The sequence below is a fragment of the Streptomyces griseus genome (genome assembly GCF_900460065.1).
Lineage (GTDB): Bacteria > Actinomycetota > Actinomycetes > Streptomycetales > Streptomycetaceae > Streptomyces > Streptomyces griseus.
This window is the reverse complement of the sequence record NZ_UAVD01000017.1, coordinates 21,035-35,384: the sequence shown is the minus strand read 5'-3', so window position 1 is coordinate 35,384 and position 14,350 is coordinate 21,035. Positions and strand designations below refer to the sequence as shown.

The 14,350-nt window shown below is 75.1% G+C and carries 8 protein-coding genes; 7 read left to right on the top strand and 1 reads right to left on the bottom strand.

Features of this window, described 5'->3' with window-relative positions; genetic code table 11:
- Window positions 1-258 precede the first annotated feature (258 nt).
- From DTB53_RS08505 to DTB53_RS08475, 7 genes are all read left to right on the top strand, one after another.
- Entirely contained in the window at window positions 259-1,677 is a 1,419-nt protein-coding gene (locus DTB53_RS08505) for a HEAT repeat domain-containing protein (protein ID WP_003970434.1), read from the top strand.
- A gap of 88 nt (window positions 1,678-1,765) precedes the next feature.
- Window positions 1,766-2,338, top strand: coding sequence for a DUF4240 domain-containing protein (locus DTB53_RS08500; RefSeq protein ID WP_012381721.1), 573 nt, complete (start codon window positions 1,766-1,768; stop codon window positions 2,336-2,338).
- A gap of 73 nt (window positions 2,339-2,411) precedes the next feature.
- Complete coding sequence (locus DTB53_RS08495; protein WP_012381722.1) at window positions 2,412-6,071, top strand: hydantoinase B/oxoprolinase family protein; 3,660 nt, start codon at window positions 2,412-2,414, stop codon at window positions 6,069-6,071.
- Between the two features lie 45 nt (window positions 6,072-6,116).
- Window positions 6,117-7,646, top strand: coding sequence for a hypothetical protein (locus tag DTB53_RS08490; RefSeq protein WP_012381723.1), 1,530 nt, complete (start codon window positions 6,117-6,119; stop codon window positions 7,644-7,646).
- The gene (locus tag DTB53_RS37345; protein ID WP_256340673.1) at window positions 7,643-7,777 is read left to right on the top strand and encodes a hypothetical protein; all 135 of its coding nucleotides are present in this window, start codon (window positions 7,643-7,645) and stop codon (window positions 7,775-7,777) included. Before DTB53_RS08490 ends, DTB53_RS37345 begins: the two co-directional genes overlap by 4 nt.
- Window positions 7,774-8,718, top strand: a complete 945-nt coding sequence (locus DTB53_RS08480; protein ID WP_012381724.1) for a membrane protein — start codon at window positions 7,774-7,776, stop codon at window positions 8,716-8,718. Before DTB53_RS37345 ends, DTB53_RS08480 begins: the two co-directional genes overlap by 4 nt.
- Window positions 8,719-8,778: 60 nt before the next feature.
- The gene (locus DTB53_RS08475) at window positions 8,779-13,560 is read left to right on the top strand and encodes a hypothetical protein (protein ID WP_012381725.1); all 4,782 of its coding nucleotides are present in this window, start codon (window positions 8,779-8,781) and stop codon (window positions 13,558-13,560) included.
- A 293-nt stretch (window positions 13,561-13,853) separates the two neighbouring features.
- On the opposite strand, the gene DTB53_RS08470 is transcribed toward DTB53_RS08475, so the two are convergent.
- The gene (locus DTB53_RS08470) at window positions 13,854-14,207 is read right to left on the bottom strand and encodes a hypothetical protein (protein ID WP_042498875.1); all 354 of its coding nucleotides are present in this window, start codon (window positions 14,205-14,207) and stop codon (window positions 13,854-13,856) included.
- Between the last annotated feature and the right edge of the window lie 143 nt (window positions 14,208-14,350).

Here is a 14,350-nt window from a genome sequence, read left to right as displayed (position 1 = left end):
GTCGTGGGCTCCGCTGACCGGTCCGTCGTAAATGTGGTCGCGGTGGCGAAATGGCTGGGTCATCATGACGTCGCGGGCCCGCTCAGGGCCACCGACGAGAGGCAGAGGAAGATGCTCTACACCAGGCGGAAGACGGCGGTCGGCCGATCATGTCACTGCGCGGCGTAACGGTGTCCCCCGGACACTCCCACGTGCCGAGAGGCACGGGGCACTGCACAGTCCCGGTTGCGTCGACAGCTTGATGTGAGGCTTTCTCCCATGTTCGATCCGTTCATAGCGCCGAGCGGCACCCTGCTCGGCCTGTTGCAGAGGGGCCGCGGCGACGGCACGCTCCACGCGCTCGCCGCACCACGCCCCGAGGCCCTCGCGGCTCTCAACCACTGCGTCGTGAGCGACCCCCGTCACGACTGGCAGGTGGAGAACCGCTCCCTCTACTACGCGCGCCTCTACCTCGACCTCGACGGCGGTATCGAGGAGATCGAGCGGCACCTCGCCGATCCCGACGACCACCTCGACACCGACGACTCCCGCACCGGTCTGGCGCTGTCCGTCCTCGGCCACCTCGCCTCCTACGGACGCGACGACGCCCTGGCGCTGCTCCGCCGTTACGCGGCGACCGGCGCCAACTGGGCCTGGGCCCTGGACGAACTCGCCCTGCGCGACGACGACGCCGGCCTGCGCTCCCTCGCGCTGCCCGTCCTCGCCCGCTTCCCGGCCACCGACCAGGGCGCGGCCGACCTCGCCACCGCCGTACGGGACGCCTTCGAGCCGCGCCCCTGGCGGCTGTGGGCCGACGACCCGCGCGCGGCGGTCGGCGCCCGGGTCAGGGCCGCCGGCGAACAGGGCTCGTTCGACCGATGGCAACGCCAGATGCGCCCCGGGGGTCCCCGCCCCGGCTGGAGCGTCCAGGCGGTCTTCGACTGGGCCCAGCAGGCCCTGGAACGCGGCAGCGAACTGCACGTCCCCGCGGCCCGCTGCCTCTCCGCCGTCGCCGGACCCGACGACCTGCCCCTGATCGTCGAGGCCGCCCGCAGCGGCCCCGAAGGCGCCCGCTGCGCCGCCCTGCACTACCTCGCGGAGGCGGGCGACCCCGCCGTCCTCGACCTCATCGAGGCCGCCGCCGTCAGCCCCGCCCGCACCGTCGCCGACACGGCCATCGCCGCCTTCGAGCGGATGACCTGCGACGCCGCCGTGGAACGGGCCCGTCGCTGGGCCCACCGCCCCGACGCCCTCGGGGCCTCGGCCGCCGGAGTGCTCGCCTGCCGAGGCACCGCCCAGGACGCTCCCCAAGTCCTCGGCGCGCTGCGGGAGGCCGTACGCGGCGACGGGCCCGACGCCCCCCGGCTGTGGACCCTGGTCGACGGGACGGGCCGCCTCGGCATCGCCTGCGCCGCCCCCGTGCTGCGCCACGTCTACCGCGAGACGTCCTCCTCGCACCTGCGGGGCAGGGCCGCCCGCGCGCTGGCCGCCACCGACCCGTCCTTCGCGACCGGGTTCGCGGTGGAGTGCCTCTGGGACTGCGAGGAGACCACCCGGGAGGTGGCCGCCCTGCACGCCGAGACCGGTGACATCCGCGTGGCCGAACGCCTGCGCCGCCTCGCCGCCGACCCGGCCGAGGAGGCCGAGGTGCAGACGGCGGTGCGGAGCCGGATCGGACCGGACGCGACCTCCCTCTGAGCGCGGGGCCCGGGACCACCCGGCGGCCCGGGCCGGACGCGGAAGCCCGGGAGGGGCGTTGTCAGACCCCCCTCCTAGGCTTCCTCCCATGGACATCAACGAGTGGTGGGGGCTCGTCGAACGGGCCCGCGAAGCGGCCGGGGACCGGGCGGACGACCGGGACCCGCCCGACGACCCGCTGCCCGCAGCCCTGACCGACGTGCTCGCGGCCCTGGAGCCGGAGCGGATCGCCGCCTTCGCCGTCACCGCGGCGGACGTGACCCGGTCCGCCTACCGCCGCCCCCTGTGGAACGCGGCCTACCTCATCGAGGGCGGCTGCGGCGACGACGGCTTCATGGACTTCCGCGACGGGCTCGTCCTGCTCGGCCGGGAGACCTTCACCCGGGCGGTGGCCGACCCCGACTCCCTGGCGGGGCTGCCGGTGGTGGCCCGGATGGGCCGGGGGGAGGGCGGCTGGATCGGATACGAGTCGTTGAACGTCCCGATCGCCGAGGCCTACCGCCGCCGCCGGGGCGAGACCGCCTCCCTCGACGCCGCCGTGGAAGCGGCGCTGCGCGACCGCATACGCCCGGCGGAGCCGGCGGGCGAGAGCTGGGACGCCGAGGACACCGCCGCGAACCGCCTCCATCTGCCCCGGCTCGCGGCGGTCTTCGAGGGCTGAACCCCGGCGGGTGCTCCGCCTGTACGGGCGCTCCGCCCCTGCGAGCCCGCGGGCACGGGCACAGAATGGCGCCATGACCGGACGCTGGGAGTTCTGGATCGACCGGGGCGGCACCTTCACCGATGTGGTCGGCCGCCGCCCCGACGGCCGCCTGATCACCCGCAAGCTCCTCTCCCACGACCCCGACCGCTACGACGACGCGGCCGTCGCCGGAATCCGGCTGCTCCTCGGCCTGGACCCCGGCGCACCGGTGCCCGCCGACCGGGTCGCCGCCGTCCGGATGGGCACCACCGTCGCCACCAACGCCCTGCTGGAGCGACGGGGCGAGCCGACGGTGCTGCTGATCACCGAGGGCTTCCGGGACGCGCTGCGGATCGCCTACCAGAACCGGCCCCGCCTCTTCGACCGGCACATCGTCCTGCCCGAGCCCGTCCACGAGCGCGTGATCGAGGTCCCCGAACGCCTCGACGCCCACGGCCGCACCGTCCGCCCCCTGGAGATCGCCCCCGTACGCGAACAACTGCGCGCCGCCCACGCCGACGGACTGCGCAGCGCCGCCGTCGTCCTGATGCACGGCTACCGCCACCCCGCCCACGAACGGGCCGTCGCCGAGGCGGCCCGGAAGGCGGGCTTCACCCAGGTCAGCAGCTCCCACGAGGTCAGCCCACTGATCAGGCTCGTCCCCCGCGGCGACACCACCGTCGTCGACGCCTACCTCTCACCCGTCCTCGGCCGGTACGTCGACGAGGTCGCCGCCCGCCTCGACGGAATCCGGCTGATGTTCCTCCAGTCCAACGGCGGCCTGCGCGAAGCCGCCCGGTTCCGCGGCAAGGACGCCGTCCTCTCCGGCCCGGCCGGAGGCGTCGTCGGCATGGTCCGCACATCGCGGCAGGCCGGACACGACCGCGTCATCGGGTTCGACATGGGCGGCACCTCCACCGACGTCTCCCACTACGCCGGAGCGTTCGAACGGGAACTGGGCACCGAGGTCGCCGGGGTCCGGATGCGCGCCCCGATGATGAGCATCCACACCGTCGCGGCCGGCGGCGGTTCCGTCCTCCACTTCGACGGCAGCCGCTACCGCGTCGGCCCCGACTCGGCGGGCGCCGCCCCCGGCCCCGCCTGCTACCGCCGGGGCGGCCCCCTGACCGTCACCGACGCCAACGTGATGCTCGGCCGCGTCCAGCCCGGCCACTTCCCGGCGGTCTTCGGCGAGGACGGCGACCTCCCGCTCGACGCGGACCTGGTGCGAACACGGTTCGCGGCGCTCGCCGACGAGGTGGGGCGTGCCACCGGGCGCCGACCGGCAGCGGCGGAAGTGGCGGCGGGCTTCCTGGAGATCGCCGTGCTCAACATGGCCAACGCCGTCAAGAAGATCTCCGTGCAGCGCGGCCACGACGTCACCCGCTACGCCCTGACCGGCTTCGGCGGCGCGGGCGGACAGCACGTCTGCGCGGTCGCCGACGCCCTGGGCATCGACACGGTCCTCGTCCCCCCGCTCGCCGGGGTGCTCTCCGCCTACGGCATCGGACTGGCCGACGCCACCGCGATGCGCGAGCAGTCGGTGGAGGAGGAGCTCGACGAGGCCGCCCGGGAGCGCCTGGAGCGGCTCTGCGCGGAGCTGGCCGAGGCCACCCGCGAAGCTCTGCGCGCCGACGGAACCCCGGACTCCGCGATCACCACACGGGCCCGCGTCCTGCTGCGGTACGCCGGGACGGACGCGGCGCTGCCGGTGGACCTGGACACGGAGACCGCCATGGCCGAGGCGTTCGCCGCCGCCCACCGGGTCCGGTTCGGCTTCACGATGGACAAGCCCGTCGTCGTCGAGACGGTCACGGTGGAAGCCACCGGAGCCACCGATCCCGTCGACGCGACCGGCACGACCGGTGACGCCGCGCCCGTCGCCGACGCCGGTCCGAGCGACGGCCGTCGCGACACCCCGCCGCACCCGGCCGACACCGTGGACCTGTACGCCGAGGGGCGATGGCAGCGGGCCCCGCTGTACCGCCGCACGGACCTGCGCCCCGCCGACACCGTCACCGGGCCGGCCGTCGTCGCCGAGGACGACGCCACCACCGTCGTCGACCCCGGCTGGCGGGCCGAAGCGGCCTCCACCGGACACCTCGTCCTCACACGCCACCGGCCCCGCCCCGAACGCACCGCCGTCGGCACCCGGGTGGACCCGGTGATGCTGGAGGTCTTCAACAACCTCTTCATGTCCATCGCCGAGCAGATGGGAGTCCGCCTGGAGAACACCGCCCACTCGGTGAACATCAAGGAGCGCCTCGACTTCTCCTGCGCCCTGTTCGACGCCACGGGCAACCTGATCGCCAACGCCCCGCACATCCCCGTGCACCTCGGCTCGATGGGAGAGTCGATCAAGGAGGTCCTGCGCAGAGCCGAGGGGACTCTGCGGCCCGGCGACGTGTACGCCGTCAACGACCCGTACCACGGCGGCACCCACCTGCCCGATGTCACCGTGGTCACGCCCGTCTTCGACGACGGGAAGCTCCGGTTCCTGGTCGCCTCGCGCGGCCACCACGCCGAGATCGGCGGCATCACCCCCGGCTCCATGCCGGCCTTCAGCCGGACCATCCACGAGGAGGGCGTCCTGTTCGACAACTGGCCGCTCGTCCGCGACGGCCAGCTGCGCGAGGACGAGACCCGCGACCTGCTCACCTCCGCCCCGTACCCCTCCCGCGACCCCGAAGCCAACCTCGCCGACCTGCGCGCCCAGATCGCCGCCAACGAGAAGGGCATCGCCGAACTGCGGCGCATGACCGACCAGTTCGGCGCCGACGTCGTGGACGCCTACATGGGGCACGTCCAGGACAACGCCGAGGAGTCCGTACGCCGCATCGTCGCCGGACTGCGCGACGGGCACTGCCGCTACGAGACCGACAGCGGGGCCGTCATCCAGGTGCGGCTGACCGTGGACCGGGACGCCCGCGCCGCCCACCTCGACTTCACCGGGACCTCGCCCCAGCAGCCCGGCAACGCCAACGCGCCCCGGTCCGTCGTCATGGCCGCCGTCCTCTACGTCTTCCGCACCCTCGTCGGCGAGGACATCCCCCTCAACAGCGGCTGCCTCAAACCCCTGGAGGTGACGATCCCGCCCGGGTGCCTGCTCGACCCCGCCCACCCGGCGGCGACCGTCGCGGGCAACGTGGAGACCTCCCAGGCGGTCACCGGAGCCCTGTACGGAGCGATCGGCGGCCAGGCCGAGGGCTCCGGCACCATGAACAACCTCACCTTCGGCAACGACCACGTCCAGTACTACGAGACGATCGCCAGCGGATCGGGAGCGGGTGACGGCTTCGACGGAGCCGACGCCGTACAGACCCATATGACCAACTCCCGGCTCACCGACCCCGAGATCCTGGAGTGGCGGCTGCCCGCCCTGCTGGAGGGGTTCGCCGTGCGCGAGGGCAGTGGGGGAGCGGGGCGATGGCACGGCGGCGACGGCGTCGAACGTCGCATCCGCTTCCTGGAACCGGTCACGGTCGCGCTGCTCTCCGGACACCGCCGCGTCCCGCCGTACGGAGCGGACGGCGGCGAGCCGGGGGCGCTCGGGGAACAGCACATCGAGCGGGCCGACGGCGAAGTGGTGCCCCTGGAGGGCCGCGACACCGCCGAACTGGACGCCGGAGACGTGCTCGTGGTGCGCACGCCGGGCGGCGGCGGTTACGGACCCGGGCGCGCCGGGCCCCCTCGCTCGGGCCCGGTCGCATAAACGCCGTTTCGACCGTTGTCGGTGCGAGGACCTAATCTGTCCCACGTGACTTCGCCAGCCTCCCCGGACACCGCCTCGCCGCAGCTCAGCGCGGGGCCGCGGCCTGCCCCGGGCCCCGCCGCCGACGAGGGGCTCTCGCGGCGGCTGCGCGCGCTCGCGTGCACGGCCCCGCTGCACGACCTCGACGTCCGCAAGGCGAATCTGGCCGGCGAGTACACGGTGTACGCCATGGCGGAGGTCGCCCTCGCCGCGATCGACCACGTCACGCTCAACATGGACTTCGACACCGGGGCCGACCACGACCAGATAGTGGCCAGACTGCTGCCCCGGATCGGCGCCCAGGCCCCCGACCGCCCCGTCGCCGAGCACGAACGGGTCGCCCGCTGGGTCCTGGAGAACCTGATCAACGTCGGCAGCGTCGACCGCGGCTTCCGCGCGGTCTACGGCACCTTCAACACCGACGGGGTCTACGTCCGCCGGGACTACGACTTCAAGCTGATCGAAGAGGTCCCCGGCCACGGCGGCACGGTCTACCTCCGCGCCACCGACGAAGCGGTCAACGTCCTCGTCGGCGCGCTGGACACCGATGTCACCAGCGCCCAGATCGCCGCCGAGGTCAAGCTGGAGGTCCTGATCAGCCGGGGCCGCCTCGCCGACGCCCAGCTCGCCGCCGAACAGGCCCGCTACCGCACCGTGCAGTACGCCGAGACCCTGCGCCGCACCCTGGAGGCCACCCGGCGCAACGTCCGCGCCGTCGACTGGCTCCACACCGTCCCCGACATGATCGCCGAGGCCCTGGACCACGTGGCCGACCGCTACCGCCACGAGAACGCGATCCTCACCAACATCCGCAAGGCCCGCGACGAGGCCGAGGACCCCGAGCACAAGCGCCGGGCCGCCGAGCTGGTCGACATCGTCAAGGACTGCATCCGCCGCCACACCCAGCTCCAGTCCCGACTGCTGGAGGCGGGCCCCCTCTTCCGCGCGGAGCAGGACCGGCAGGCGTTCGCCCCGCCCGCCGTCCACGCGGGCCTCGACCTGTACGGGCAGCTCCTCGCCCCGCTCCTGCCCCTCCCCGTCGAACAGTCCACCCGCGCCACCGACGCCTTCTTCGCCCACGGCACCGGACTGCGCACCCCCACCTCCGTACGGATCGGGGACCTGGTCGACCTGCTGCTCACACCCCCGCTGGAGCGCGAGCACCTGGGCGCGGAGATGCCCGAGCCCGACCTCATCGCCACCCCCGACGACAGCCGGTTCAGCGAGGAGCAGCTCGCCCGCGCCATGACGCTGCTCGACCTGGAGCACGACGCCCCGCGCCGGCTCTCCGGACTGCTCGCCGAAGCCCGCCGCACCGGGGACTCCGACCTGCCGTACCTGGTCGCCCTGCTCGCCGTCCACGCCGCCAGCCCGCCGGTCGGCACCGCCTACCGCCAGGGCGAACGGCGCCTGCTGTTCGCCGTGGACGACGGGGCGCAGCTTCAGGACCCGGAGTTCGGCGGCGCCGACCTGATCGTGGGCACCGCCCTGCTGGACGCCGTCGGCATGGCCGCCGACCGCCAGGAGGCGTCGTGACCGGCCCCGCCGCCTCCGCCGCGATTGAGCCAGCCCCTTCCGCCGCGATCCGCCCCGCCGCCTCCGCCGCGACCCGGCCCGCCCTCCCACCGCACCCGCACGTCTTCCGCACCGAGGAGTCCCAGCCGTGAGCGACCACGACGCCGAGCGCCCCGACGCGTGGACCGAGCCCTCCGCGTACGCCGGGCCCGCCACCCCGCACGCGGGCGACTCCGCGCACCCGAGCGCCGCCGAGCCCGCGGGCCAGGCCCCCGTCACCCCGGCCGACGCCGCCGACGCCGCCCGCCTGGTCTCCTTCGGGCTCCAGCCCAAGCTGCTGCCCGCCCGCGACGCCGAATACGCCGACCTGCTGCGGCGCTACCGGGAGGAGAGCACCTTCGCCCGGCTCGCCGACGCCGTCGCCACCGGCCTCGGCCTCGTCGTCCTGGAGGTCTCCCCGCGCGCCGGGATGGCCGTGACCGCCGGTGAGGACTCCGTCTTCGCCGTCCGCATGGGCGACTACGCCCGCCGCGCCTCCTCCGACGCCGCCGACCGCTTCCTGCACGGCCTCGCCCACCTCGCCGTCGCCGCCCTGGCCTTCCCCCGCCCCGAGGACCTCGCCGACGACGCGTACATCGGCCGCATCACGGTCAACGGCGTCGACGCCTTCGTACGCCAGGCCTGCCGACGGCTGGAGGAGCGCGCCGAGGAACAGGGCGACAACACCGACCCCGTCAGCGACGCCCCGGGACTCGAAGCGGGCTGGCGGATCTACGCCCGCCGCAGCGCCACCGGCGCGACCAAGGACGCCCGCCGGCTCGCCGGATCCACCACCGGCATCATCGGCAAGGCCGTCGCCTTCCTCACCGACTCCGGCTTCCTCCAGCGCACCGGCGACGACGCGGGCGGCGCCTACCGCACCACCGCCCGCTACCAGCTCCAGGTCCGCGACCTGGCGGGCGGCGCGGCCATGGCCGAACTGCTGGACCTCGGCGTCGTCCCCGTCACCGACGGATCCGCCACCCTGCTGCCGCCGCCCGACCCCGACAGCATGGAGCTGGCCGCCGACGCGGGCCTGCCCTTCCACTCCTGACCCCGCCGACCACACCCCGCCGCTCCGCCCCCGCTCACCGAACGACGAGAGTCCGCCGCCATGTACGAGTTGTCCCGGGTCCGCCTCTACTCCATCGGGCCTGCCGGTGCGCGCTACGCCGACACCGTCCTCGACCTGCGCGGCGTCGGCGCACCCGTCCCCAACCCCGCCCCCGCCCAGGCGGAGTTCTTCGAGGACGAGCCGGTCGGCCCGCCCCGCCGCCCCGCCCCCGCCGGCGTCCTCTTCCTGGAGAACGGCGGCGGCAAGTCCGTCCTGCTCAAGCTGATCTTCTCGGTGATGCTCCCCGGCCACCGCAACACCCTCGGCGGCGCCAGCTCCGGCGTGCTGCGCAAGTTCCTCCTCGCCGACGACTGCGGCCACGTCGCCCTGGAGTGGCAGCACACCCTCACCGGGGAGTGCGTCGTCGTCGGCAAGGTCAGCGAGTGGCGCGGCCGTCAGGTCTCCAACGACCCCCGCAAGTTCGCCGAAGCCTGGTACTCGTTCCGGCCCGGCCCCGGGCTCAGCCTGGACAGCCTGCCCGTCGCCGAGTCCGCCGCCGTGGGCCGCCCCGCCGAAGGCGTCTCCGGGGCACGCGGCAGGCGGCGCACCATGAAGGGCTTCCGCGACGCGCTGATGGACGCGGGCAAGTTCTACGCGCACCTCGACGTGCACTGGGAAGAGATCCACGACCGCTGGAACGAACACCTCGGCGACCTCGGTCTCGACCCCGAACTCTTCCGCTATCAGCGCGAGATGAACGCCGACGAGGGCGAGGCCGCCGGCCTCTTCGCGGTGAAGAAGGACTCCGACTTCACCGACCTCCTGCTCCGCGCCGTCACCGACACCCGCGACACCGACGGACTCGCCGACCTGGTCAGCGGCTTCGGCAACAAACTGGGCCGCCGCGCCGAGCTCACCGCCGAACGCGACTTCACTGCGGGCTCCGTCGACCTCCTCGGCCGGATCGTCGAGGCCACCGACACCCGCGCCCGCGCCCGCGACATCCACGCCGGCGCCGAACGCCGCACCCGCACCCTGGCCCGCCGCCTGACCGCCCGCGCCACCGAGGAGCGCGGCCGCACCGCCGAACTGGCCGAACGGGTCACCGCCGCCGCCCACACCGTCACCGAAGCCGAGTCCACCCGGGACAGCCGTTCCCTGATCGCCGCCGAACTGGCCTACCGGCACGCCTCGCTGGCCCTGACCGCCGCCGAGAAGAGCGCCGCAGCCGGCCGCAGGGAGCTGGTCGAGGCCCGCACCCTGCACGCCGCCTGGCAGGCCGCCGAAGCCGTCCTGCGCCACCGGGCCGCGGCCGACCGCTCGGCCAGGGTCGCCGCCGCCATCCGCGAGGCCGAACGGGACGCCGCCCCCGCCCTCGCCGCCCGCTCCGCCGCCGCCACCGACCTCGTCCGCGCCCTGCACCGGGCCGCCGAGGAGGGCGAGCGCGTCGCCAACGAGGAGGAGGAGCGCTCCGACACGCTCCAGGCCACCGGCGAACGCGCCCACCGCGACGCCACCGTCGCCGCCACCGAGGCGCAGCGCGCCCGCAGCGAGGCCGGACACCTGCGCCAGCGCCTCGCCGAAGTGGGCCAGGAGACCGCCGAAGCCGTCCGGGCGGGCTGGCTCGACGACACCGCGCCCGACGCCGACCCCGCCCGCGCGGCCCTCGCCGCCAGCGACGCCGAACAGTCCGCCGTCGCCGCCTGGGACACCGCCCGGGAAGCCGCCCGCGCCGCCGCCGACACGGCCCGCGAGGCGGCTGCCGCCGAGAGCCGCGCCGATCTGGCCGCCGCCCGCGCCGCCGACGGGGCGAAGGCCGCGGAGCGGAGCCACGAGGACGAGTACCTCGCCGCCGCGTCGATCGCCGCCGACCCGCGCCTCGCGGACCTGCTGGGCCTGCCCACCGCCACCGGAGTGCCGCACCCCCGCCGGGAAGCGGGCGACGCGGAGTCGGGCCCGGACCGGGGCACCGCCCGCACCGGCGAGGACCCCGCCTCCGCCGGCCTCGGCGGCCCGGGCACCGCACCCGAGGCCTCACCGGACCGCGCCGTGGCCCTCGCCGACCAGCCCGGACCCGCCCAGCAGCCCCTGACCGCCGAGGAGTTCGACCGCAGCGCCGACGAACTGCGCGACCTCCTCGACCAGTCCGTCGCCGCCGCCGAGCGCCGACTCTTCGACCTGCGCACCGCCGCCGCCGACGACGCCCGCATCCTCGGCGCGCTCGGCGAGGGCGGGCTGCTGCCGCCCGGCCCCGACGTCCTGGCCACCGTCGAATACCTGGGCGAGCACGGCATCCCCGCCCTGCCCGGCTGGCGCTACCTCGCCCAGGCCGTCGACCCGGCCGATCACGCCGCCGTCCTCGCCGCCCGCCCCGAACTCGTCGACGGCGTCGTCATCACCGACCCCGACGCCCACAGCCGCGCCCGCGAAGTCCTCGCCGGTGCCGCCCTGCTGCCCCGCTCGACCGTCGCCGTCGGCACCGCCGCCGCCCTCCTCGCCCCCGTCCCGGCCCCCGGCACCGGCTCCGAGTCCACGAGCGACGGCGTCTTCCTCGTCCCGCCGAACCCGGCCATGCACGACGAGCACGCCGCCGACGAGGAGCGCCACGCGCTGCGCAGCCGTGCCGCCGCCCGCGACGAGGACATCAGGACGCTGGCCGCCCGCCTCTCCGGCGACCGTGCCCTCGCGTCCCGGATCGGCTCCTGGCGCGCCGACTGCCCACCGGGCATGCTCGCCGAACTGGCCGAGGCCGCCGCCACCGCCCGTACGGCGGCCGAGAGCGCCGAAGCCGTCCTCGCCGAGGCCCGCACCGCGCGCGCCGAGGCGGACGAGGCCGCCGCCGACACCGCCCGGGTCCGGGACGAGCGCCAGGAGGCCGCCCAGCGGGCCCGCCGCGCCGCCGACGCCCTCGCGGGACTCGCCCACCGGCTGCGCGAGCGCTCCGGCTGGCAGGCCCGGCTGCGCGAACTGGTCGACGAGGCCGCCGAGTCCGAGGCCCGTGCCGCCGTCTGCCTCGACCTCGCCCGCGCCGCCGACGAGGACCGCCGCGCCGCCCAGCGCGCCGGGGACGACGCCCGGCGCACCGCCCGCGCCCTGCGGGCCGAGCGCGCCGAGATCGCCGGGGTCCCCGAAGTCCTCCCCGAGGAGGACGAGTCGAGGGCCCGCACCGCCCTGCCCACCCTGCGCGAGGCCTACCGGGCCGCGTCCCAGCTGTACGAGAAGGTCGGCGTCGGCGCCGACCTGCGCGCCGAACAGGCCCGCGCCGAGAGCGACGAGAGCGCCGCCCTCGCCGAGCTGGACCGCCTCACCAACAAGGTCCGCACCCGTGCCGCCCAGCTCCTGGAGGGCACCGACGGAGCCGACGGACCGTCCCGCCAGGCCGCCGCCGCCCGCGCGGAAGCGCACGTCCAGCTGCTGGAGACCCGCGCCTCCACCGCCAGCGAGCACCTGGGCCGGCTGCGCGGCGAGGCCGAACGGCTCGCCCCCGACGACGAGCGGCAGCACCACACCGAACTGCCGGACGACCTCGTCCCGGCCGACGCCGAAGCGGCCCAGGCCCTCCTGCGTACCGCCACCGCCGAGCTGGCCGCCGCCACCGGGGCCCTGGACTCCGCCCGCGCCGCCCACAGCGAGCTGCTGCACGCCCACCGCACCGCCGAGGACTCCGCCGGCGGCTTCGACGAGACCGCGGCCCTCCTGCGGGACCTCCTGCGCGACCACGGCGCGGAGGAGGGCACCGAGGACCCCGACCCCTACCCCGGCACCCTGGAGGAGGCCCGGCAGTCCGCCGCCGAGTCCCGCCGCTCCCTGCGCGGCTGCAACGCCGACCTCTCGGCCGCCGAGAGCGCCGTGAGGGAAGCGAGCGACATCCTCGTCCGGCACGCCAACTCCACCCGCTACGAACAGGTCCGCACCCCCGCCCGCCAGCAGATCCGCGAACTGCCCGCCTCCGCGCTGCCCGAGCACGCCCAGAAGTGGGCCGACGCCTTCGCCCCCCGGCTGCGTGTCCTCACCGACGAGCTGGTCCAGCTGGAGCGCAACCGCGACTCGATCGTCGACCGGCTGCGCGGACTGGTCGAATCCGCCCTCACCACCCTGCGCTCCGCCCAGCGGCTCTCCCAGCTCCCCGAAGGACTGGGGGAGTGGTCGGGTCAGGAATTCCTCCGGATCCGCTTCGAGGAGCCCGACCAGGCCACCCTCACCGAACGTCTCGGCGAGGTCATCGACGAGGCCACCAGCGCCGCCCTCAAGAAGAACTCCGATCTGCGCCGGGACGGTATGTCCCTGCTGCTGAGGGGCGTCGAGGCGGCGCTGCGGCCCAAGGGCATCGCGGTGGAGATCCTCAAGCCGGACGCCGTGCTGCGCGCCGAGCGCGTCCCCGTCGGGCAGATGGGCGACGTCTTCTCCGGCGGACAGCTGCTCACCGCCGCCATCGCCCTCTACTGCACGATGGCGGCGCTGCGCAGCAACGACCGGGGCCGGGACCGCCACCGGCACGCGGGCACCCTGTTCCTCGACAACCCGATCGGCCGCGCCAACGCCACGTACCTGCTGGAGCTCCAGCGGGCGGTGTCGGACGCACTGGGCGTGCAGCTGCTCTACACCACCGGCCTGTTCGACACGACCGCGCTCGCCGAGTTCCCCCTCGTCATCCGGCTGCGCAATGACGCGGATCTGCGGGCGGGGCTCAAGTACATCAGCGTGGAGGAGCACCTGCGGCCCGGCCTGCCGCAGCAGGACCCGGACGGAGAGACGGTCCACGGCGAGATCACGGCGACCCGCATGTTCAGGAGGAACGAGCAGCCGGCCGCCGGAACCGCGACACCCCCGCCCGGCGCGTGACTCGGACCGCCGCCGTCACCGCCGCGGCCGCCGACTGAGCGGAGCCTCCGGCAGCGGCGGCGACCACCGGACGGCGGAGAGGTCCCGCTGCGGTGGCCGGACCGCCGGGAGGCCCCGCGCGCTCGACCGTGGCGACGGCCGTCCGCGATCAGGCCCGAGAGAGAGTTCAGCCTCCGAGAAAGAGTTCAGCCCGGAGAAAGAGTTCGACCTCGAGAGTTCGGCCCCCGGGAGATCAGCCCCGGGGGGATCAGCGCCGGGGGGATCAGCCCCGGGGGGGGATCAGCCCCGGGAGATCAGGCCCGGGAAAGGTCCCCGGCCTTTCGGCGACCGTCTATGCCACCGCCCGTGCCGTCCCGTTCAGCGGCTTGCTCGGCCCGGCGGGACCTCCGCCGCTCACGACGTATCTGCCGGGCCGAGCTGCTCGGCACGGAGACCACGCCGTGGCGCTGGTTCCACACCTGCCGGGTCACCCAGACGTCGAGCACCGACCAGGTGGCCACCACGGTGCTGGCCACACTGCTGAGCACCATCGGGAAGGCCAGCCAGGAGCCGGTCAAGGTGCTCAGGAAGGCGATCATCGCCTGGATGATCGTCAGCGACATGATGAGCACGGCGCGCACCGCGGCCGTCCGCACCGCGTCGGGCATCCGCCGCTTCGACGCCGGCTCCTCCACCCACAACTGCCGCGGCACCCGTGCCCCGTCCGCGGCTTCCGTTCTCGCGGTCGCCGGTGCTCCGGTGCTTCCGCGTTCCTGCGTGCTCAAGGACCTTCAACTCCCCACCACTGTCC

Excerpts from the sequence above, each read along its gene's own strand:
- DTB53_RS08500 (WP_012381721.1), top strand. The coding sequence starts at position 1,766 with ATGGACATCAACGAGTGGTGGGGGCTCGTCGAACGGGCCCGCGAAGCG.
- DTB53_RS08475 (WP_012381725.1), top strand. The coding sequence starts at position 8,779 with ATGTACGAGTTGTCCCGGGTCCGCCTCTACTCCATCGGGCCTGCCGGT.
- DTB53_RS08470 (WP_042498875.1), bottom strand. The coding sequence starts at position 14,207 with ATGCCCGACGCGGTGCGGACGGCCGCGGTGCGCGCCGTGCTCATCATG.
- DTB53_RS08505 (WP_003970434.1), top strand. The coding sequence starts at position 259 with ATGTTCGATCCGTTCATAGCGCCGAGCGGCACCCTGCTCGGCCTGTTG.
- DTB53_RS08495 (WP_012381722.1), top strand. The coding sequence starts at position 2,412 with ATGACCGGACGCTGGGAGTTCTGGATCGACCGGGGCGGCACCTTCACC.